The following is a 21,730-nucleotide window of genomic DNA, read 5'->3' as shown; positions in this document are numbered from 1 at the left end:
AAGATCTGGGTGTTCTTTTAGCCAACTTAAGATTTGGTCATGATAAAGATCTAACTTTTTCCTCCTACTTCCAAGTGAAGCGATCCAATCTGAAGCTTCTTTTAAATCCATATTTAAATATTTATAAACGGTGTTTCTAGAAATGTTTAATTTTTTGGCAATAGCTGCGACTTTAAATCCCTGTTTTTTTAGTTGATGTACTTCTACATACAATAGTAATTTTTCCACCTTTCATACCCTCCAGCTAAAACATATGATCATAAAACTATCATAGCTTAGCTGAGTCGAACTTTGGAAAAAGTGTTCAATCTTATTTGGCGGAAACTGTTGATTATAGATTAGCAGTTACATCATTTTTGTGTTATATTGAATTTACAATTGAATAACGTGTAGAACATGGTGTTCTTACAATTCTATTGTGTAGAACTTAAAAGGGAAGTCGGTGCAAATCCGACGCTGTCCCGCAACTGTAAATGAGAACGATTTCTCAAAACCACTGTTACGATTGTAATGGGAAGGGAGAAAGAGTGATGATCATGAGCCAGGAGACCTGCCGTGTTTAGTACACACCAGAAAACCTACGAGGATAGGAGGTGTTATGTGTGACTACGAATAGTACTCACCCTATTTGTATGATCACTGTACGACAAGCGAGGGAAAATAGGAATTTTAGGAAGGTGAAGGAGTTTCAAGTTATGAGACAACTTCAATTTACAAACGAATGTTTGTCTATTTTTTTTAGCTGTCTACAGATGGATTATGCATTTCATAAAGTTTGATTAACATCTTTTTAACTCAGTTAAAAAGATGTTTTTTTTTGAATAAGAAAGGGTGAAATAAATGAACATTTTTTCTGATTATCTTATAGAACTGAAGTCGATTGTGATGCTTTCACAATTTGATGAAAAACAGATAAATTTGGCGGAATATGTCGAGCAATTAGAGAAGTTAATAATGAATGATAATAAGAAAATGGTGGACAAGAAATATGAACTAGGTCAGCTACACATTGCATACCAACTAATTATAGATGAATTATTAGGTTTAAAGCAGAAGAATGCATTTAAATAATGTTTGACTTGAACTACATCTAATAGATAGGCATGGACTGTTTTGTTATTTTTATTATCAACTTACGGAAAAAATATGAACTATTATATAAGGTATTTAACAATATAAATCTTTGATAATTGGATCAATGAAAGAGGAGAGTAGAAATGAGTGTTACAAGTACAGTCATTGGTTACCCGTATATCGGAGCAAACCGCGAATGGAAAAGAACAGTGGAAGCATATTGGAAAAAAACATTAACAGAAGAGCGGTTTGAAGAATCGATGAAAGCATTGCGTTTAGCAAATATTCAAAAACAAATAGATGCCAAAGTTGATATTGTAACAGTAGGGGATTTTACTTATTATGACCGTGTGCTAGATGTGGCGGCTATGTTTGGTATGGTTCCGAAACGTTACAATTGGGACGGTAAAGAAGTGGATTTAGACACCTATTATTCAATAGCTCGTGGAAATAAAGAGTCCGTATCTAGTGAAATGACGAAATGGTTTAACACAAATTATCATTATATAGTTCCTGAATATGATAGATCCTCCTTACGTCTATATGAAAATAATCCTCTAAAAGCTTATTTAGAAGCCAAGGAAGAGTTAGGTGTTTCAGGAAAACCTACTATGATAGGTCCTATTACTTTTTATAAATTAACAAAAGAGTTGAAAAAAGGTGATCAGCCCGCATATATGTCACAACTAATTAGTTTATATACGCAAGTATTAAAAGAATTAGTCGCTGAAGATGTTGAATGGATTCAATTGGAAGAGCCTATTTTAGCTACTTCTATTTCAGAAAAGGATATGGAACTAGCCATAATGGTTTATAAGCAGTTTTCAGAAATAGTTCCTGAGGCAAAAATTTTATTACAAACCTATTTTGAGTCGGTAGATCATTATGAAGCAGTTATTGACTTACCTGTTGCAGGAATTGGATTAGATTTTGTGCATGGTTACCAAGAAAATCTAGCGAATCTGAAAAAATGGGGATTCCCTGAAGAAAAAGTACTAGTAGCCGGAATAATTAATGGGCGTGATATTTGGTGTACGCCACTTGAGAAACAATTTGATCTATTAATCGAACTAGAAAGTCTTGTTGGTAGAGGAAAGTTATGGATTCAACCATCATGTAGCTTAATGCATGTTCCTGTAACTGTAAATTCAGAATCAACATTACCAGAACCATTGAAAAATAATCTTGCTTTTGCTGATGAAAAATTAAAGGAACTAAGTATTTTAAGGAATGCTTTGTGTGAAGGTAGTCATGCATATCAAGAGGTTTTTAATCACAATAAATCTAGTATAGATGATTTAAACAATCATCCTTCTAGGAAATTGAGAAATGTACATGAAGCTATAGCACAAGTGAATGAAGGAGATTTCAATAGAACAAGCTCATATGAAGTAAGAAAAGCCATACAACAAAAATCATTACAGTTACCATTGTTCCCCACAACAACAATCGGTAGCTTTCCTCAAACACCAGAAGTAAAGAAAGCAAGATCTCAAATGAGGAAAGGCGAAATTTCGAGTGAAGATTACCGTGAATTTATTAAGTTAGAAATCAAGAAGTGGATCGATTATCAAGAGAAACTCGGTCTTGATGTACTTGTTCACGGTGAATTTGAACGAACAGATATGGTGGAGTACTTCGGAGAAAAATTAGATGGTTTTGCTTTTACTGAAAACGCTTGGGTTGTTTCATACGGTTCTAGATGTGTCAAACCACCAATTATTTACGGTGATGTACAATGGATAATGCCTATGACGGTATCTGAAACGGTTTATGCACAGTCTTTAACAAAAAAGCCTGTGAAGGGGATGCTTACGGGCCCGATTACGATACTAAATTGGTCTTTTGTAAGAAATGATATCCCGAGAAAAGAAGTTGCCAATCAGATTGCTCTAGCAATTAGGAAAGAAGTACAATTCCTTGAAGGAGAAGGGATTAGGATTATCCAAGTAGATGAGCCAGCGTTAAGGGAAGGTTTGCCGTTAAAAATCAACAAACAAGCATCGTATTTAGAGTGGGCTATCAATGCATTTAAGCTAGCGACATCACAAGTAGCAGATGAAACACAAATTCATACTCATATGTGTTATTGCGAATTCAATGATTTTATTGAGCCTATTCGGAAATTAGATGCTGATGTTATCTCGATTGAAACATCAAGAAGTCATGGAGAGATTATTGAAGCTTTTAAACATTACGAATATAAAAATGATATAGGACTAGGTGTATATGATATTCATAGTCCTCGTATTCCGCAATTAAATGAAATGAAGGCAATTATCGATGATAGCTTAGAAGTACTCTCCGCACAGCAATGTTGGATTAATCCTGATTGCGGTCTTAAAACAAGAAAAACAGAAGAAACATTGGCTGCGCTTGAGCGAATGATAGATACAACTAAAACTTTTAGAGAGCGTTACAAGACTTCGATGTGATCAACTAAATATTTTTCTCTTAGAAGTTCAGTTATGATTTTGATCGAAATCATTTTACAAAATCCTTGATCTGCTTTTTATAGCAATCAAGGGTTTTTTGTTCAATATATAAACCCTCTTCTTCATCCCGCTATCCCGCTAAATGCACCTATTAGAGTTATCGATAGATCTATCTATTTCAAGAGGATCGATTTAATTTTATAATGAAAATAAAAAAACTTATCCCAAACTCCATTAATCGTTTTTTTACATTCCTTAGCATAGAAAAGAAGGCATATTCTAGATCTTTATGGAATAATGATAATGATATCATGACAATTTCTGGTATAAAGGGGGATGGGGAGAATGCCTTTTTTTTGCACGGAAGATCATGCAAGCCTCTATTTTGAAGATAAAGGTCAAGGAAAACCAATTGTATTCATCCATGGATGGTCCTGTTCAAGACATCATTTTTCCAAGCAAGTAAATGAATTGAAAGAAAGCTATCGGGTGATTAGCTATGATTTACGTGGTCATGGTGATTCGGAAAGGGTAGAACATGGACTTACGATGGAACAATTTGCAAAGGATCTAAAAGATTTAGTCAATTATCTGGAATTAGAAGATGTATCCTTTGTTGGCTGGTCAATGGGGACCCATATCATTTGGGAATATGTAAAACAATATGGTTGTGACAATGTTTCGAATCTTTGTTTTATCGATATGACCCCGAAACTTCTAACAGATGAAGAATGGAAATTGGGGTTGTTTGGGGATTTTGGACATGAGAAAAACTTATTGACATTGGCAAGTATTTGTAAAGATTGGGATGCACATGTCAGTGCCTTTACACCCGGAATCTTTGCCCCTACTTTTGATGATCCTAACTTATTAGAATGGATGATCAAGGAAGCCAAAAGGAATACTCCACATGTCATGGTTAATATGTGGATTGCGATGGCTATTCAAGATTATCGAGAAGTATTGCCACAAATAACGGTTCCTTGTCTCATAACATATGGAACTAAGAGCTTTTACAGCAAAGAAAATAGTGAGTACATCGAATCGAAAGTTCCTCAAAGCAAGCTAGTTGAGTTTGAACATTGCGGACATGCTCTTCATTTGGAAGACACGGCTAAATTTAATCATGAATTGGCCCAATTTATTGGATAAAATAAAAAGTCGATTTCTATATATAGAAGTCGGCTTTTTGACTTTAAATGGATTGATTTTATTTGTTAACTTTTTTATGATTTTGGTTTACAATAATTCCAATATAGATCTTCGTTGAAAAGTAAGAGGCCAACTTAGAAAAAATGGATGAAATGAAAATTTAGTAGAAAAATCAATCTTAATTTATAGCACTAGGGGGCTTAGCATGACAATCCAAATCAAACCATCTCAATCATTTTCACTCTATTCTCCAGAATTCATAAACAATCCTTATCCATTTTATGATCAACTACGTTCAGTAGATCCGATTTGTTGGATCCATTCATTAAAGTATCCAGGTTGGTATATAACGGGATATGAAGAGGCAGTTGCGGCTCTTAAAGATACAAGATTGTTCAATCGTATACCACTCCCCGAGACAACCAAAAAATATGATCATCTAAAAAACATTCAGAATGATATGATGCTTTTTAAAAATAAAGAAGATCATAAACGATTGCGATTACTCGTAAGTGAAGCATTTACACAAAAAGCGATAGAATATTATCGTCCATATATAGAAGAAACGGTCCATCATCTACTAGATGAAGTAAGTGGAAGAAAAACAATGGATGTTGTTTTAGACTTTGCCTTCCCACTAGCAAGTTCGGTGATTGCAAAAATATTAGGAATACCGGAGAAAGACCGCCAAAGATTTAGAGAATGGGCTGTCGACTTAATCCAAGCTATTGACTTTACACGGTCAAGAAGAGAATTGCTGAATGGAAATGAGACTGTCATGAAGTTAATGATATTTTTTAAAGAACTAATTCATAAACGGAGACAGGCTCCTCATGATGATGTCATTAGTTATTTGATTAAGGAAGAAGAACAAGGTGACAAATTAACAAATAATGAAATAGTTTCTACATGTATTCTATTAGTCATTGCTGGTCATGAAACTACTGTCAATCTCATTAGTAATTCAATTCTCTCCCTATTAAACCACCAAGAACAATTATCGATATTAAAAGAAAATCCATTTTTAATCGAAAAAGCTGTGGAGGAATTTTTACGTTATGAAAGTCCAACACAGATGGTCGCTCGTACTGCTTCAGAAACCCTCAATTTAAATGGAAAAACGATTAAAAAAGGCGAACAAGTCTATATTCTATTGGGGGCAGCTAATCGTGATCCAAAAAAATTTGAGAAGGCAAATGAACTAGAGATCAACAGGGATCCTAATCCGCATCTTGCATTTGGCTATGGTAGCCATTTCTGTATCGGTTCTCAATTGGCACGTTTTGAAGCACAAGTATCCATTCAAACATTCGTCCAAAAAATGAATCGACTCCAATTGGTTCATCCTAGCCCGCAATGGAGATCCCTCATAGGATTTCGTTCACTAGAAGAACTGTTGATCACTTTTGACTTAGACTAATGGAATAAGTCATAAAGAATATTAAATTTCGGTATGCGGGATTCAAAAGAAACGCTTCGTTTCTTTGAATCTCGTTTTTGTTGTTGAGGATCTTTTCTACTTTCGTAAAGAATGAAAGAATAATTTCCCGATTCTAATAAAGAATAAGCTTATCTAAAAATATTCCTTTGTGAGAATGGGGTGGATGGTGGGTGGGTTTTTTAAAAAAAAGAGCAGTTTTTAAAAAGACAAAATCTCAAACAAGCCACAGTCAAATCAAGTTAAGTCCATCATTAAAAGAGAATAGGGAAATTTTTGAGAGGCATTTTGACTATCAAGAGGATCTTATCTACCGTATGTTTTATATGAAACAGCCAGATAACCGAAAGTGCATGCTCATTTTTATGAAAGATATAACAAATCAAGAGTGGATTTCCCAGCAAATTATGCAACCTCTAAAAGAATGTGAAATAGATCCAATATGGTTGAAAAAAGAAGGGATCACATCATTAGAAGAATTTGTCCTTACTTCAGGAAATGTATCTGCCACGGATGATGTTACTATGCTCTTCGATGAACTCTTATCTGGAAATGCGATTTTATTAATTCAAGACGAAACATCTGCTCTTTCTATCTCTGTAGGGGAATGGGCAAGTCGAGCTATTGAAGAGCCTACAACCCAGACAGTTGTTAGGGGACCACGGGAAGGGTTTACCGAAAAGTTATCGACCAATAAAGCCTTGCTTAGAAAACGGATCCGTACCAATAAATTAAAAATCGAAACGTTTAAGTTAGGCGAAATGACTCAAACGAATGTGAGCCTAGTTTTTATTCAAGATCTTGCCGATGAGGAGATTGTGAACGAGGCTAGGAGAAGGATTCAAAAAATACACATTGCGGGAATATTAGAAAGTAATAATATAGAAGAGTTAATTGAAGATACGAAATGGACACCATTCCCACTTGTCTCCAATACAGAACGACCCGATGTAGCGGCGGCTGCTTTGTTAGAGGGAAAAGTGATTGTGATGGTGGATGGTACTCCTTTTGTCTTAATGGTCCCAGTGGTCTTTATGCAATTTTTTCAAACAGCGGAAGATTATTATTCAAGTGTTTTTGTCGGGAGCTTAACGAGACTTCTTCGATATTTATCGATGTTTATTGCTTTATTGGCCCCTTCAATATACGTTGCCTTAACGACCTTTCATCAAGAAATGATTCCGAGTCAACTATTAACCAATATTGCGGCACAAAGAGAAGGAGTTCCTTTCCCTGCCTTTATTGAGGCATTATTAATGGAAGTTACGTTTGAAATTTTACGTGAAGCGGGGATCCGAATGCCCAAAGCTGTCGGTCAGGCGGTTTCAGTTGTAGGAGCCATTGTGATTGGTCAAGCAGCGGTAGAGGCGGGGTTTGTTTCAGCTGCGATGGTGATCGTCGTTTCTGCTACAGCCATTGCAAGCTTTGTTTTGCCTAGCTATAATATGGCAAATACAATCCGCCTATTACGGTTTTTTATTATGGGATTAGCGGCCAGTTTTGGATTCTTTGGTATTACACTTGGTTTATTTTTGCTGATTGTCCATCTTTGCAGTCTTCGTTCCTTTGGAGTGTCTTATATGGCACCTATTGCTCCATTTTACGGACAGGATCAGAAAGATACATTTGTACGCTTGAGACATACTTCCTTCTCTTTTAAAGGAAAATTACTTAGGAAGAAAAACTAGACGGAGGAAAGGAAAAAAACAATGCCTAAAACAACAACGATTTTTCTTCTACTAATTGTAAGCCTTTTCTTGTCAGGATGTTGGAATCGAAGGGAATTTAATGAGCTTGCGATTACTTCTGGAATCGGAATTGATAAAGTGAAAAATGAATACAGGGTAACAGCACAAGTCATCAACCCTCAAGCAATTGCAAATCCAAAAGGATTAGGAGTAGGGTCACCCTTCATTGTTTTTGAAGCCAAGGATAAAACGATTATAAAGGCACTTAGAAAACTAGCACTGAATTCTCCTAGGAAAATATATGTAGCCCATCTAAATATATTGATTATTGAAGAAGAGGTGGCCAGTGAAGGGATAGGTGAAATATTGGATTTATTTTATCGGGATCAAGAGATACGTTCTGATTTTGATGTCTTGGTTACGAAAGACCATTCAGCGAAAGACGTATTAAGTACATCTACTCCTTTTATTCCTGTACCAGCACGAGGAATTCAAGAGAAATTAATAATATCAAATGAATTCTATGATGCATCCAAAGCAACGACAATTAGAGAACTCATCTCTAAATCCCTTGCATCTGGTGTTCACCCAGTTGTTCCAAGTATTACATCTAAAAAAAAGAGGAGTGATGTTCCATCTGCTTCTAAAGAACCACCAATCCCTATTGGAAAACTTGCTGTCTTTCACAATGATAAGCTAAAGGGATGGTTAAGTAACGGGGAAGCCCAGACGTATAATACGATGACTAATAACATTGGCAACTCTATCGTCAGTTTTCCTTGTTCAAAGCATGGCAAAGGCATTTTGGAATCGATAAAAGTAAAAACAACCTTGTCACCTCATGTCAATGGAGATCCAGAAATGAATGTTCATATTTTCTATAAAGGCCGTATTTCGGAACTAGATTGTATTCAATCTGTTACGACTGTAGAAGACATTAAAGCGTTAGAAAGGAAAATAGAAGAATATTTAACAAAGTTTTATGACTCCGAAATAACGAAAATACAAGAAATGGGTGTCGATATTTTTGGATTTGGACAAGAGTTTCACAGAAAAGAACCAGTTGAGTGGGATAAAATGGAGAAAAATTGGGATGATATATTTAAGAAACTCAAAGTGAACACTAAGGTGGATGTTCATATAACGAATACAGGAACGATTAAAAATTCATTAATGAAGCAATTGCAAGGGGAGAAGTAATATGATTTTTATTTTTTCACTTCTTTTGACAACAATTGTTCTTTTCATCGATCGAATGGAACTGAAGGCAGGGAGTCGAAAGGAAAAAGGGGTATATTATACCATCCTTATCGTCTTTTTCCTAGTAATGATTCTAAAACAAATGCAGGTTTCTTTTATGAATCCATTTGAATGGCTATATAACCATATGGGGTTGGTAAAAGAAATCTATCTTTTTTTAGAAACAAAAGGATGACATATTAATGGAAAAGATAAGTTCGAATCAATTTTTAATTTTTGCCTGGATGTTTACACTAGGAAGTGCAATTCTTTATGTACCGAATTTACTTGTGGAGTATTCGAAACAAGATGCTTGGATTTCATCCTTATTAGCAATGCTCTTTTGTTTTATTCTTATCGGCATTTATTTGCTGATGTTCCGGCTGTTTCCAAATAAAACAGTTTTCCAAATACTAGAGTGTGTATTTGGAAAACGTTTTGGTAAAATCATTGGTTTATTTATCATCATTAGTTTTCATTACTTAATTTCGGTGATGACTTTAAGGGATTTTGGGGATTTTCTTATTGTTCACATTTTACCTGAAACACCTTTATCCGTCATTCATTTGATCTTTTTAATTGTTGTTGCTTATTCGGTTAAACAGGGAATAGAGGTAATTGGCAGGACCTCACAGATTTTACTCCCAATCCCGATTTTTTTCTATTTACTCTCAGCCGTATTATTATTAAATAAAAGTGATATAACCCATTTGCTTCCAATCGCAGCAGACGGTTGGAAACCGATTGTAAGGGCATCTATTGCAAATATTGGTTTTCCTTATTTGGAAACCTTTATTCTCGTTACTCTTCTTCCTTTTGTTACGCCCAAAACGAAGATTAGTAAACCATTTTGCTTAGGGGTTCTGCTTGGTAGCTTAATGTTAATCATTGCGACTGTCTATTCTTTAATGGTGCTAGGTGTAGAGTATTCAGAAAATAAGATATATACCCCATACTTACTTGGTGCAGAGATTAATGTTGCAAATGTGATCCAACGAGTGGAAATTATCATTTCAAGCATTTGGTTTGTTTCCATGTTTATAAAAATGTGTCTCGTTGTGTTAGCGACAACTATTGGATTGCAGCAAATTTTCGAGTTGCGAGATTATCGAATCCTCACATTACCACTCTGCTTATTGTTACTTCCCTTATCTATCATGATTATGCCCAATATGAGTTATTGGGGGATATTAGTTGATACATGGCCTTTTTACGCTTCCATTCAAACTATGCTCATTCCTATCATTATTGTGATTGTTGGCTTAATTAAAAAAAAGCGTTAGCGAAATGCTTTATTGAACGATTCATAGGTGTGAGGTTAAAACGTGAAATCTGTTGAGAATTGTTGAGAAGTTTTGAGTGTTTTTTGCAGGAAATCATGTTCACTTTGTAAAATAATTTAAAGAGCTTGACAGGCTCGACAATTAAGCGAAGGGTGGTTTTTGTCTTTGAGTTCAGATCTATCATTGCAACAAATCGCTGAAAGTGTGACGAAATCCGTCTTAAATGCAACTGACAAAGATTTAGAAGGATTCCAAAAAATTATCGACGAAACGATTAAAGTTCGGGAATCACATCGGAATCTACAAAGAATGATTAAAAGTTATTCAACCACGATGATCCAACGCTCTTAAATATGTTGTTGCTGTTGAACATTCAACAGCGTTTTTTTTATTTTCTATTCAAAAGATTCTATTAATTGTGTAAAATAAAGTAGAAGAATCAAACATATAGAAATATTTTATGAAATTGGGGGGTTTACATTGGATCAAGAACGTTTTCAAAAAGGGGTTAACAAATTAAAAGAGTATACAAGTGAAGAACAAGCACAAAATTTAGTTCATTCTGATGTACTAAAAGACATTGCACCAGATCTTAGACGATTTATTGTGGAATTCGCCTATGGGGATATTTACACACGACCTGGACTTAATAATAAAGAGCGTGCACTTGTGACGATTACCACTCTTGTTACACAAGGAGTAGAACCACAAATTGAGACTCATGTGAACCGTGGGCTTACATCAGGGCTAACACCAAATGAAATTGTGGAAGGAATGTTACAATTAATTCCGTATGTAGGATTTCCGCGTGTTCAAAATGCGTTAAAAATTGTAAAAAAAGTATTAGAACAGCGTGATTTGAAAGTAGAAATTTAATCTTCCCTAGTGAAAATTGGGTAATTAAATGAAAAGTGATCGCCCTGTGAAAAAGGAAAAAACTCTTTTAAGGGGATCTTTTATCGATCTTCACAAAGGCAATCAATACTAAAAGGGAAATTCAAAGGCATAATTGACAGAATAATCAAAATAAATTATAATCTAGACATCTATTTTCGAGTGTGGACATTCACTTTTAAAAAGAAGACCTCTTTTATGGAACAAGTGAAATGACATTCTATTTGACCTAATAAAAAAACTGTAAAATCTGTTCAAGTCTCTACGAAAGAGTCTAAATTCACAGGTTAAGCCAGTAATATCTTCCTTATGATAGAAGGGATATTGCTGGCTATTTTCGTCTTACTTCGTAATCTAGAAAACAGGAGGAAAAAATATGTACGATTTTAGCATTATAGGTGGTGGAGTTGTTGGTCTTTCAACTGCCATGGCCATAACAAATCGGTTTCCGAATGCTAAGGTTTTGTTGCTAGAAAAGGAATCGCAACTCGCCATGCACCAGACTGGCCATAATAGCGGGGTTATTCATTCCGGAATTTATTATAAACCTGGAAGCTTTAAAGCACGGTTTGCTCGTCAAGGAAGTCAATCGATGATCGAGTTTTGTAAGCAATATGGAATTGAACACGAGAATTGCGGGAAGGTGATCGTGGCGACAAAACAAGAAGAACTTCCGCTACTTGATCAATTATTTCAGCGTGGGTTACAAAACCAATTAGATGTGAAGAAAATTAGTAAAGAAGAATTAAAGGAAATAGAGCCTCATGTGAATGGATTAGCGGCGATTAAAGTTGCGGCTGCTGGTATCGTGAACTATAGACAGGTGAGTGAGAAATTTGCTGACATCATTCGGGAAAAAGGCGGGGACATCCGTTTAAATACGAAGGTAGAATCGATATCTGAATTAAATGATGGAATTACAATTGAATCGAACAAAGGGACATTTAGATCACAATTTCTTATTAATTGCGCAGGTTTGCACAGTGATCGAGTGACGAATATGGCTGGATATAAAACAGATGTAAAAATCATTCCATTCCGCGGTGAGTACTATAAGCTCGTACCCGAAAAAAGATACCTCGTGAAAAATTTAATCTATCCTGTTCCAAATCCAAAATTTCCATTCCTAGGTGTCCATTACACCCGAATGATTGGTGGTGAAGTGGAAGCGGGCCCAAATGCAGTCCTGAGTTTTAAGCGGGAAGGGTACAAGAAAACTGATTTTAGTTTAAAGGATTTCACTGAAGTTATGCGCTACCCTGGATTCTGGAAATTAGCTAGCAAATTTTTGGGGGAAGGAATAGAAGAAATGCACCGGTCTTTTAGCAAAGCAAAATTTGTGGCTAGTCTTCAGGAGTTAATCCCTGAAATAGAAGCAAAAGATTTAATTGCTGCCCCAGCTGGAGTTCGTGCCCAAGCACTTCGCGATGATGGTCAACTTGTGGATGATTTTCATATGATCCCGGGGAAAAGTAGCATTCACATTTGTAATGCCCCCTCACCCGCAGCAACTGCTTCCTTAGAAATCGGAAAAGAGATTGTTAAACAAATTGAAAAGCAATCTTATATCCATGAGTCTATTAGTTCCTAAAATGAAAGGAGGAAATGAAATTGAGTGATTCAAAAATCATCTTTATCGCTGGTCATGCAAGGCTTCCTCAAGGGATGGCTGCCAAAAGCGTGTTCGATACATTAACGATTACAGCAGAGGTCGATCGGAAATATGGGGTCATTATTGAAGCTTCCTGTACATTAGCTACTGAACATGGACGAAACTATATAGGCCAATTACTTCGGGGAGTAAGTTTGAAAGACGGAATCGAAGAACCCTTACAAATGTTACAAGAGCATTATAAAGGGAAGGGAGCAAATGCATTAACAGCTGCTCTAAACGATTTACATTTTCACTATGAACAAATAGCAAAAAATGCATATAATCGATAAAAAGATTGACAATTCCCAAAATTCATAATAATATAGAGTTAATATCAGATATATACTTACTATAGAAAACTCCAATTTCAATACCGTAAGTAATATCTTAGAAATGGCCTTAGATGACATGAAGAATATTGATTTAACTGAAATATTTACTGTGACTCTACCTGCATGGAGCTTTGAGGTAAATATCAACCAGTTTACTTCCTGATTTAGTAAAAGGAAGTAGACTGGTTTTTTGTTTTCTAAGACCATAGTACATTGCAAAAAACTATTCGGGAGGAAATCTATATGAGTACAGAAGTAATGCAGGAAAATAGTTTATTAAAGAAGACAAATAGTTATGAAGTAAAGGAGCATCCACAAAGTAAGCGTCTTTACCATATTGATATTGAGCGTGGAGTGATCAAAGCCTTTCTAGATCGAGCAAAGGAAGAGGGAATGACTGTCCAACATTTAGAATATACCCCGTATGCAAGAAGAATTGCATCAGATTATTTATTAGAGTTAACAGGGAATGATTTTCAACATACATTAAGGGACATTATTCATGATCGTGAAACAGGAGGCTTTACAACGGGATTACGTGATGTCACTTTGGAGAAGGATGACTATGTCATTTTTGCTACAGCCTTAACCCATCTTGTTGGTACTCCAAATTTTGATGCGATGACAGGAAAATACTATGCGAGGTTTACGGTGAATCATACGGATTCGAGTGACTCATACTTACGTCAAGCATATCGACTATTTACACTTCACACGGACGGAACATTTGTCGATGAACCAACTGATTGGTTATTAATGATGAAAATGACAGAGGAAAATGCCATCGGTGGAGAATCTCGCTTACTTCATTTAGATGATTGGGAGGAATTGAAGAAGTTCTCCTCTCATCCACTTGCTACACATAAGTTTACGTATAGAGCTCCAAAAAGTAAGAATGTAGATCAAGAGGTTCAACGTGCCACATTCTTTAATGAACAGAACAAGCCATGTATTTGTTATATCGATCAATTTGTATACCCAGATACAATAGAAGAGGCAAAATATTTGAAGGAACTATCTGATTCTATGGAAAACGATAAAAGTTTAATTGAATTGAAATTACCAGTCGGCGATTTAGTGATGCTCAATAACTTGTTTTGGCTCCATGGTCGGGCTGCTTTTGAAGTAGATCCGAAGTTGAATCGTGAATTAATGCGACAACGAGGAAGATTTGCAGAAATATAGAAATTGAAAATGAAACGAAACCTATAGTCACGAGGAATTCAAAAAAAGGGTGATGGGATTGATTACAAAAGGATTAGAAGTGGTTTCACAAAACTATATTGCTGGTGAATGGCGGTCGATTCAAGGGGAGGGTCAAGCTGTTTTTAATCCTTCTAATACATTGGAGAAAATCGGGGAAATGTACTTGTCCACAGCAGAAGATGTATTAGAGGCTGTTGCAGCAGCACATGCTGGATTTATGATCTGGAAGAAAAAATCAGGTAGTGAAAAGTCTAGCTATTTATATAAAATGGCTGATGCATTGGAACAAGAATCTGAAGAAGTAGCGACATTAGCGAGCAAGGAAATGGGGAAACCGATTGGCGAGATGCTTGGGGAAGTGATGCGGGGGGTAAATTTACTGCGATTTTATGCAGCTGAAGGTGTGCGTCCAACTGGTGAAGTGATTCCATCGACTGATGCTGATGTTCTTCAATATACCAAACGTGTTCCTTTAGGTGTTGTAGGAATCATTACTCCATGGAATTTTCCTGTAGCCATCCCGATTTGGAAAATTGCTCCTGCCTTGATTTGTGGAAACTCAGTCGTGTGGAAACCTGCAGAGCATGGAGTGTTAACGGCTACATTCCTCATGAAGGTATTCGAAAAAGCCAATCTTCCTAAAGGTGTGTTAAACCTTGTCATTGGGAAAGGTAGTGTGGTCGGCCAAACTTTATTAGAAGAAGCAGAAATTCATGCGATTAGTTTTACAGGTTCAACAGCTACAGGAAAAAATGTAGCATCTGCTTGCGCCAAAAGAAATATAAAATATCAAACAGAAATGGGCGGAAAGAACGCTGCGATCGTGTTAAATGATGCAAATTTAGAAAAAACGGTCCCCATAATTTTAAGTGGGGCCTTCCGATCTGCTGGACAAAAATGTACAGCCACAAGTCGGATCATTGTTGAAAAAGGGATATACCCCAAATTTATTGCTGCAGTCCAAGAGGCGATGAGTGCGATTACAGTTCAGGAAGCATTAAATAATCAAGCATACTTAGGACCTGTTGCTTCAAAAGCACAGTTTGATACAGTCTCAGAATACACCCAGTTAGCACGAAAAGAAGGAGAAATTATTGCTGAAGGTCCGCTGAAAACGAATCAAAAAGGATATTATATTCAGCCGCTCGTTGTAGGGGGGGTGTCAGCCAAGCATCGATTAGTTCAGGAAGAAATTTTTGGACCAGTGGCGACTGTGCTTCAAGTCGATGATGTAGAAGAAGCGATCGAGCTTTGCAATGACTCTTTATACGGATTGAGCGCTTCAATTTTTACAAACAATATTAATAAGGCAATGCAGTTTATCGATAATGTAGAAGTAGGAATGGTCCGAGTTAACCAAGAAACTTCGGGGGTGGAGTATCAGGCGCCTTTCGGTGGAATGAAATGGTCTAGCTCTCATACAAGGGAACAAGGACAAGCGGCATTAGATTTTTATTCACAAGTTAAAACATGTGCTATTAAGCACCAATTTTAAAAATAGAAATTGAAACATTAAAAATTGCCCTCTCAACAATGAGAGGGCAATTTTTAATGGGAATGATCCTTTTCTAAAAGGGAAAAAACGTCATTAGAGCTTACAAAAAAATTTCATACTTGTTAAAATCCCCAATATCAAAGATGTTTTATCACTTCACCACGAATGTGCAAAAAAGTACCCCTTATTATTTTTCTATTCTTTCTTCCTATTTTTACTAACCTTAGAATAGTAGCCCTCTTTTCGGACAAACTAACTTTGGTTATTCGGAGTAGAGACTTGGGGGGCTATATGTATAAAAAACATGAAATGAGATTAGTTTGGTTAGCTGCAATTGTTGCTATGATCATGGGACTTTCCATTATTGGTAGATTGGTTTCAGGTTAAGGGAAGGGAGTTAAAAATGGGAAATAGTGAATCGGTCTTTTTTAGCCGTCTTTTAACGGAGTTGACCTTATCTTTTCATATCATTTACGCAACCATTGGGGTGGGGGTTCCGCTTATGATTATGATTGCCCAATGGGTTGGAATTGAGAATAAGGATGAACACTATATTTTATTAGCAAGAAGATGGACTAGAGGGTTTGTCATTACTGTGGCGGTAGGAGTCGTAACGGGGACGGCGATTGGCCTTCAGCTAAGTCTTCTTTGGCCACATTTTATGCAATTAGCAGGAAATATCATTGCTTTGCCGTTATTTATGGAGACATTTGCTTTTTTCTTTGAAGCCATTTTCTTAGGGATTTATTTATATACATGGGATCGGTTTGAAAATCAAAAAAAACATTTACTTCTACTTATCCCTGTTGCTTTAGGGGCGTCTTTTTCTGCAATCTTTATTACAATTGTCAACTCTTTCATGAATGCTCCGAAAGGATTTGACATCATGAACGGGGAAATCGTCAATATTAATCCGGTTGCGGCCATGTTTAATCCCGCAATGCCAAGTAAAATTGCTCATGTTTTATCGACATCCTATATGACGGCTGCATTTGTTTTAGCTTCGATTGGTGCGTTTCGTTTACTGAAAGGGTCTGATCATGCATATCACAAAAAAGCACTTATATTTACAATGAAACTCGGTCTAATCTTCTCCTTTACTTCCGCTGTGATCGGGGATTTTGCAGGGAAGTACTTAGCGGAGTATCAACCGGAAAAATTAGCTGCAGCTGAGTGGCATTTTGAAACGGAAGAAGGGGCTCCGTTAAAAATGTTTGGTACCTTACAGGATGGTGAAGTAAAAAAGGCTGTGACGATCCCATATGCCCTGAGTATTCTAGCTCATAGTAATCCGAATGCCGAAGTAATCGGGCTAAATGAATTCCCAGAAGATGAAATTCCACCTCTGTATATTCATTATTTATTCGATACAATGGTCGTCATTGGAATGGCGCTATTAATCTTATCTCTTGTTTATTTAATAGGAGCTAGACAAAAATGGCGATTTGTTTCAGCAAAGTGGTTTCGCTGGCTCATTGTATTTGGAGGGCCTCTAGCCATTATTGCGATTGAGGCGGGATGGTGGTTAAACGAAGTTGGGCGGCAACCTTGGATTTTAAGAGGAATAATGCGTACAGCTGATTCAGCCACGACTAGCGGTCAAGTCGATACGATGCTGTGGTTGTTTGCTGGATTATATACTATTTTAGGAATTGGAAGTGTTGTGGTCCTTTCCCGCATGTTCCGAAATAATTCAGTAGAGCAAGAATTAAAAGATCGAGCATCTAAAGAAGGCGGGTGAGTTGACATGACATTAGAATTAATTGGGATCGCCGTATTATGGCTTTTTCTGTTCGGGTATATTATCATCGGTTCGATTGATTTTGGGGCAGGTTTTTTTAATGCCTATGGAACATTGACAGGGAAACAACATATTTTGACGAAGATCATCCAACGTTATTTATCCCCAGTTTGGGAAGTGACGAATGTGTTTTTAGTTTTTTTCTTTGTAGGGATTGTTGGATTTTTTCCGAAAACGGCTTACTATTACGGAACCACATTGTTAGTACCTGTTAGCATTGCGATTATTTTACTAGCGATTCGGGGATCATATTATGCATTTACGACTTATGGTGGTCTTAAGCATAAAAGATACACTTATTTTTACGGACTTACAGGGCTGTTTATTCCAGCCTCCCTTTCCATTGTTTTAACGATCTCTGAGGGGGGATTTGTCATGATAGAAAATGCTGAACTTTCACTTGATTATTGGGCCTTGTTTACGAGTCCGCTAACATGGAGCATTGTGGTATTAAGTTTGGCCGCTGTTTTATACATATCTGCTGTATTTTTAACTTGGTACGCAGATCAAGCAAAAGATCGCCCAGCAACAGAGTTATTAAGGAAGTATTCACTTTTTTGGGCGGGGCCATTAATCATAACGGCGGCTGGGATTATCTTTGAATTGAAAAGACATAATCCTGAGCATTATGAACGCTTATTGGACATTTGGTGGTTATTCGGTTTGACCGTCGTATTATTTATTGGGACAGTTTATTTTGTCTGGAAAAAGAAATCCTATACAATCGCCTTTTCCTTATTAGTCGCCCAATTTTTTCTCGCTTTTTTTGGTTATGGATTTTCGCATTATCCTTATTTAATGTATCCATACCTTACGATTTATGACGGGTTCACCAATACAGCCATGGCTATTTCATTAATTATTGCTTTCATTGCTGGACTGATGTTACTGATTCCGTCCATCTATCTACTGATCAAATTATTCTTTAATAAAGAATACGTACAGGGGAAAAGGAATGACCATGCATAAGAAAGGTGAGGAAAGATGAATGATTTTCTTATTTTTTACGCACCGATCATTGTGGTAATTTTAGCCGTCATTTTCGCTTTTTGGTGGGCTGCCAAAAAGCATCCAGATTATTAACGAAAAGCTAGGGTTTTTAATCCTAGCTTTTTTGCATTTAGGTCATAACCAGGCGCCGATTCTGAAACTATAAAATTGAGCACTGTGGGTAAAAGGAAATAATCGATAATATTAGGATTATGGCCGGTGGGGAAGATTGCCCATTAAGTGAGAAGAATAGGAATTATCAATGTACAAAATGAGGGGAGAAAAGTTATGATAATAGTACATAATAGTTGCCTTGATTTGCTAACAAAAAATTACGAGCCATCTATACCCATCTCTAGTTATGGCCGTTGATTATATTGAAGAAAATAATATTATAGGAAGTGTTTTCACTAGTGAGAAGAGAAACAAGTGGTTGAGTCATCGCATTGGAGGGGTTCATTTGGAAAAAATGAAAAAAGGATATAATACGTTTTTGCAATTATTACCGAAAGCATTGCAAGTATTACTGAATTTGTCGCTCGTCTTTCTAGCGATTAGTCTATCATTTCTGCTTCTGAAAGAAGTATTCGTTTTTAGCCATATATTCTTAGATAACGAAACCGTGAATCATCAGTTTTATTTAGAAAGAATCCTTATTTTCTTTTTATATTTTGAGTTTATTGCGATGATCGTAAAGTATTTTAAAGAGGAGTACCATTTTCCTCTACGCTATTTCTTATATATTGGAATTACCGCAATGGTGCGGCTAATTATTGTTGAACATGATGACGCAATCAATACGATGTTCAACTCAATGGTTATATTAATTTTGATCATCGGGTATTTCATAATGAATCTAACGCCCCGCGATCGGCCTGAAAGTAGATGGTTTTTTAGAAAACAATAAGATCTTTTTTAGGCGAACGGGATAAAGATTCCTTGCTTGCTTAGAAAATTACAAAGTTGTAAGCCTCTTACATCGCCTTCTTAGTGGAACCGTCACCTGCTTTTTTTAAAAATAAATAATTTTGAAAATATACTTTAAAAGTAGATTTAGCTAGAACTTTACGATCAAGCTAAATGGATGAATATTGCCCTTTAGATGCACAAATAATATGGGAGAACATAGTTAAATAGCCATTTTTTAATCCACTAGAACATTTTATTATAAAAGAATGAAATTCTTTTATAATAAAATCCGAACTTAGGTAGACAAATCCTTCATTATTCTATAAATTAGAATTGGGTAATATAGCTAGTGTAAAGGAGAATAGTTATGGCAGAAACAACCACACAAACAAAAACTGAAGTAATCGAAGCCTCCTCTAGTCAAGAACAATTGGATGTACTTGATCATCTTTTGAAACCAGAGGTTCAAGAATCATTAACTGTTTTAGTAGAGCAACTTCCAAAGTTGACTGAGCTTGTAAGTATTTTAACTAAGACTTATGACCTTGCTCAATCCGTCGCTACTGATGAAATTTTAAAGAATGATACTGTAGGTGCGATTCAAGAAATTGTAGAACCTGTCAAAGGATCGGTAAAAAATATTGCAAGAACGGCAATTGAAGCTAAAGACCGTGCAGAGGAAAGTAATGAAGTAATCGGTCTCTTTAGTTTGTTAAAAATGATCAAAGATCCTCAGGCACAGAAACTGTTCCGTTTCTTGAGCGCTTATCTTCAAATCGCTGGAGAAGGAAATCAACAGAAATAATTCTTTTTAAACTTAATTGTAAGGACGGGGATATTTAATGTCAAAACATATTGTCATCTTAGGTGCAGGTTATGGCGGACTATTATCTGCTTTAACTGTTCGTAAATATTTAAGCAAGGATGAGGCACAAGTCACTGTTGTCAATCAGTTCCCTACACATCAAATCATTACAGAATTGCATCGCTTAGCAGGGGGGACAATTTCTGAACAAGCTGTATCAATGCCTTTAGAAAAACTTTTCAGAGGAAAAGATGTAGATCTAAAGATTGCAAAAGTAGAATCTTTTTCTGTCGATAAAAAGCAAATTAAAATTTCTGATGGTTCTACATTAACGTATGATGCCTTAGTAGTTGGATTAGGAAGTAAAACAGCATACTTTGGTATTCCAGGACTTGAAGAAAATAGTATGGTCTTAAAATCAGTAAATGATGCCAACAAAATTTATAATCATATCGAAGATCGTATTCGTGAATACTCTAAAACAAAAAATGAAGCAGATGCAACTATTTTAATCGGCGGTGGTGGATTAACTGGCGTTGAGCTAGTTGGTGAAATCATTGATAATATGCCAAAAGTTGCAAAAGGATACGGGGTAGATCCAAAAGAATTGAAAATTAAGTTAGTAGAAGCTGGTCCGAAAATCCTTCCAGTCCTGCCTGACCATCTGATTGAACGAGCTCAACAAAGCTTAGAAGCTCGTGGTGTTGAATTCTTAACAAGTCTTCCTGTAACGAATGTAAACGGTAACGAGATTGACTTAAAAGATGGTACAAAAATTGTAGCGAATACATTCGTTTGGACAGGTGGAGTGCAAGGTATTCCACTAGTTGGCGAATCTGGTCTTGCCGTTGATCGTGGCCGTGCTACTGTAAACGAATATTTACAATCCACTTCACATGAAGATGTATTTGTGGTAGGTGACGCTGCGGTTGCATTCCCTCCTGAAGGTGGACGCCCATATGCACCAACTGCCCAAAATGCATGGCAAATGGGTGAGCTTGTCGGATACAATTTATTCGCTTATTTAGAAGGGAAAGCAATGGACAAGTTTGCACCAGTGAATTCCGGTACACTTGCTAGCCTTGGCCGTAAAGATGCTGTTGCAACAGTTGGAGCCAATGCGATTTCCCTTAAAGGAGTACCAGCATCCTTAATGAAAGAAGCAAGTAATATTCGTTATCTTTCACATATTAAAGCATTGTTCGCACTAGCTTATTAATAAACAAATAATTGAACCCTAACAAAAAATCTAATGATGATTTGTTAGGGCTTTTATGTTTACGCTTGTCATTGATGGGTAGGATAGAAAAGCGAACGCCTTCAGTATGGTTTATT

Annotated in this window: 21 protein-coding genes and 1 riboswitch; of the genes, 20 read left to right on the top strand and 1 reads right to left on the bottom strand. The window is 36.3% G+C overall.

Annotated elements, in window-relative coordinates:
- On the bottom strand, nt 1-228 hold a 228-nt coding region (locus J2S13_RS12125), incomplete at its 3' end, for a helix-turn-helix domain-containing protein (RefSeq protein ID WP_307258036.1).
- A 152-nt stretch (nt 229-380) separates the two neighbouring features.
- A riboswitch (cobalamin riboswitch) is annotated at nt 381-572 on the top strand.
- A gap of 268 nt (nt 573-840) precedes the next feature.
- Between J2S13_RS12125 and J2S13_RS12120 the strand changes: the two genes are divergently transcribed.
- The 20 genes from J2S13_RS12120 (at nt 841) to J2S13_RS12030 (ending at nt 21,614) form a co-directional block, all read left to right on the top strand.
- The gene (locus J2S13_RS12120; protein ID WP_307258035.1) at nt 841-1,071 is read left to right on the top strand and encodes a hypothetical protein; all 231 of its coding nucleotides are present in this window, start codon (nt 841-843) and stop codon (nt 1,069-1,071) included.
- Nucleotides 1,072-1,217: 146 nt separating this feature from the next.
- Entirely contained in the window at nt 1,218-3,509 is a 2,292-nt protein-coding gene (gene metE / locus J2S13_RS12115) for a 5-methyltetrahydropteroyltriglutamate--homocysteine S-methyltransferase (protein ID WP_307258034.1), read from the top strand.
- Nucleotides 3,510-3,854: 345 nt separating this feature from the next.
- Nucleotides 3,855-4,661 (top strand): alpha/beta fold hydrolase, encoded by an 807-nt coding sequence (locus J2S13_RS12110; protein ID WP_307258033.1) that lies wholly within the window; start codon nt 3,855-3,857, stop codon nt 4,659-4,661.
- A 205-nt stretch (nt 4,662-4,866) separates the two neighbouring features.
- Nucleotides 4,867-6,081, top strand: a complete 1,215-nt coding sequence (locus J2S13_RS12105) for a cytochrome P450 (protein ID WP_307258032.1) — start codon at nt 4,867-4,869, stop codon at nt 6,079-6,081.
- 191 nt (nt 6,082-6,272) lie between these two features.
- Nucleotides 6,273-7,787 (top strand): spore germination protein, encoded by a 1,515-nt coding sequence (locus J2S13_RS12100; RefSeq protein WP_307258031.1) that lies wholly within the window; start codon nt 6,273-6,275, stop codon nt 7,785-7,787.
- A 21-nt stretch (nt 7,788-7,808) separates the two neighbouring features.
- Nucleotides 7,809-8,987 carry a Ger(x)C family spore germination protein gene (locus J2S13_RS12095; protein ID WP_307258030.1) on the top strand — a complete coding sequence of 393 codons (1,179 nt, stop codon included), beginning with the start codon at nt 7,809-7,811 and terminating at the stop codon, nt 8,985-8,987.
- 1 nt (nt 8,988) lies between these two features.
- Nucleotides 8,989-9,222: a hypothetical protein gene (locus tag J2S13_RS12090; RefSeq protein WP_307258029.1), complete on the top strand. Its 234-nt coding sequence runs from the start codon at nt 8,989-8,991 to the stop codon at nt 9,220-9,222.
- Nucleotides 9,223-9,229: 7 nt separating this feature from the next.
- Entirely contained in the window at nt 9,230-10,309 is a 1,080-nt protein-coding gene (locus J2S13_RS12085; protein ID WP_307258028.1) for a GerAB/ArcD/ProY family transporter, read from the top strand.
- 165 nt (nt 10,310-10,474) lie between these two features.
- On the top strand, nt 10,475-10,660 hold the full coding sequence (locus J2S13_RS12080) for a hypothetical protein (protein WP_307258027.1): 186 nt from the start codon (nt 10,475-10,477) through the stop codon (nt 10,658-10,660).
- A gap of 129 nt (nt 10,661-10,789) precedes the next feature.
- Entirely contained in the window at nt 10,790-11,185 is a 396-nt protein-coding gene (locus J2S13_RS12075) for a carboxymuconolactone decarboxylase family protein (protein ID WP_307258026.1), read from the top strand.
- A 394-nt stretch (nt 11,186-11,579) separates the two neighbouring features.
- Complete coding sequence (gene lhgD, locus J2S13_RS12070) at nt 11,580-12,794, top strand: L-2-hydroxyglutarate dehydrogenase (RefSeq protein WP_307258025.1); 1,215 nt, start codon at nt 11,580-11,582, stop codon at nt 12,792-12,794.
- Between the two features lie 14 nt (nt 12,795-12,808).
- Nucleotides 12,809-13,147: a DUF3870 domain-containing protein gene (locus J2S13_RS12065; protein ID WP_307258024.1), complete on the top strand. Its 339-nt coding sequence runs from the start codon at nt 12,809-12,811 to the stop codon at nt 13,145-13,147.
- Nucleotides 13,148-13,426: 279 nt separating this feature from the next.
- Nucleotides 13,427-14,374: a glutarate dioxygenase GlaH gene (glaH, locus tag J2S13_RS12060; protein WP_370874032.1), complete on the top strand. Its 948-nt coding sequence runs from the start codon at nt 13,427-13,429 to the stop codon at nt 14,372-14,374.
- A 52-nt stretch (nt 14,375-14,426) separates the two neighbouring features.
- Nucleotides 14,427-15,890, top strand: a complete 1,464-nt coding sequence (locus J2S13_RS12055; RefSeq protein WP_307258021.1) for an aldehyde dehydrogenase family protein — start codon at nt 14,427-14,429, stop codon at nt 15,888-15,890.
- Between the two features lie 403 nt (nt 15,891-16,293).
- Entirely contained in the window at nt 16,294-17,631 is a 1,338-nt protein-coding gene (locus J2S13_RS12050; RefSeq protein ID WP_307258020.1) for a cytochrome ubiquinol oxidase subunit I, read from the top strand.
- Between the two features lie 6 nt (nt 17,632-17,637).
- Entirely contained in the window at nt 17,638-18,660 is a 1,023-nt protein-coding gene (locus J2S13_RS12045) for a cytochrome d ubiquinol oxidase subunit II (RefSeq protein ID WP_307258019.1), read from the top strand.
- Nucleotides 18,661-18,675: 15 nt separating this feature from the next.
- Nucleotides 18,676-18,774, top strand: a complete 99-nt coding sequence (gene cydS / locus J2S13_RS16920; protein WP_370874031.1) for a cytochrome bd oxidase small subunit CydS family protein — start codon at nt 18,676-18,678, stop codon at nt 18,772-18,774.
- Between the two features lie 376 nt (nt 18,775-19,150).
- Entirely contained in the window at nt 19,151-19,588 is a 438-nt protein-coding gene (psiE, locus tag J2S13_RS12040; RefSeq protein WP_307258037.1) for a phosphate-starvation-inducible protein PsiE, read from the top strand.
- 369 nt (nt 19,589-19,957) lie between these two features.
- The gene (locus tag J2S13_RS12035; protein ID WP_307258018.1) at nt 19,958-20,395 is read left to right on the top strand and encodes a helical membrane plugin domain-containing protein; all 438 of its coding nucleotides are present in this window, start codon (nt 19,958-19,960) and stop codon (nt 20,393-20,395) included.
- Between the two features lie 37 nt (nt 20,396-20,432).
- A complete protein-coding gene (locus J2S13_RS12030) occupies nt 20,433-21,614 on the top strand; it encodes an NAD(P)/FAD-dependent oxidoreductase (protein ID WP_307258017.1) in 1,182 nt (393 codons plus the stop codon).
- Nucleotides 21,615-21,730 lie beyond the last annotated feature (116 nt).

It is taken from the genome of Oikeobacillus pervagus (assembly GCF_030813365.1).
Classification (GTDB): domain Bacteria; phylum Bacillota; class Bacilli; order Bacillales; family DSM-23947; genus Oikeobacillus; species Oikeobacillus pervagus.
Note: the sequence above shows the minus strand (reverse complement) of the source record. Positions and strands in the feature narration are given on the sequence as shown.

Bases quoted from the DNA above. Each gene is read 5' to 3' on its own strand.
- cydS (WP_370874031.1), top strand. From the start codon at position 18,676: ATGAATGATTTTCTTATTTTTTACGCACCGATCATTGTGGTAATTTTA.
- J2S13_RS12095 (WP_307258030.1), top strand. From the start codon at position 7,809: ATGCCTAAAACAACAACGATTTTTCTTCTACTAATTGTAAGCCTTTTC.
- lhgD (WP_307258025.1), top strand. From the start codon at position 11,580: ATGTACGATTTTAGCATTATAGGTGGTGGAGTTGTTGGTCTTTCAACT.
- J2S13_RS12055 (WP_307258021.1), top strand. From the start codon at position 14,427: ATGGGATTGATTACAAAAGGATTAGAAGTGGTTTCACAAAACTATATT.
- metE (WP_307258034.1), top strand. From the start codon at position 1,218: ATGAGTGTTACAAGTACAGTCATTGGTTACCCGTATATCGGAGCAAAC.
- J2S13_RS12050 (WP_307258020.1), top strand. From the start codon at position 16,294: ATGGGAAATAGTGAATCGGTCTTTTTTAGCCGTCTTTTAACGGAGTTG.
- J2S13_RS12030 (WP_307258017.1), top strand. From the start codon at position 20,433: ATGTCAAAACATATTGTCATCTTAGGTGCAGGTTATGGCGGACTATTA.
- J2S13_RS12085 (WP_307258028.1), top strand. From the start codon at position 9,230: ATGGAAAAGATAAGTTCGAATCAATTTTTAATTTTTGCCTGGATGTTT.
- J2S13_RS12045 (WP_307258019.1), top strand. From the start codon at position 17,638: ATGACATTAGAATTAATTGGGATCGCCGTATTATGGCTTTTTCTGTTC.
- J2S13_RS12090 (WP_307258029.1), top strand. From the start codon at position 8,989: ATGATTTTTATTTTTTCACTTCTTTTGACAACAATTGTTCTTTTCATC.
- J2S13_RS12035 (WP_307258018.1), top strand. From the start codon at position 19,958: ATGGCAGAAACAACCACACAAACAAAAACTGAAGTAATCGAAGCCTCC.
- psiE (WP_307258037.1), top strand. From the start codon at position 19,151: ATGAAAAAAGGATATAATACGTTTTTGCAATTATTACCGAAAGCATTG.
- J2S13_RS12120 (WP_307258035.1), top strand. From the start codon at position 841: ATGAACATTTTTTCTGATTATCTTATAGAACTGAAGTCGATTGTGATG.
- J2S13_RS12065 (WP_307258024.1), top strand. From the start codon at position 12,809: ATGAAATTGAGTGATTCAAAAATCATCTTTATCGCTGGTCATGCAAGG.
- J2S13_RS12110 (WP_307258033.1), top strand. From the start codon at position 3,855: ATGCCTTTTTTTTGCACGGAAGATCATGCAAGCCTCTATTTTGAAGAT.
- J2S13_RS12105 (WP_307258032.1), top strand. From the start codon at position 4,867: ATGACAATCCAAATCAAACCATCTCAATCATTTTCACTCTATTCTCCA.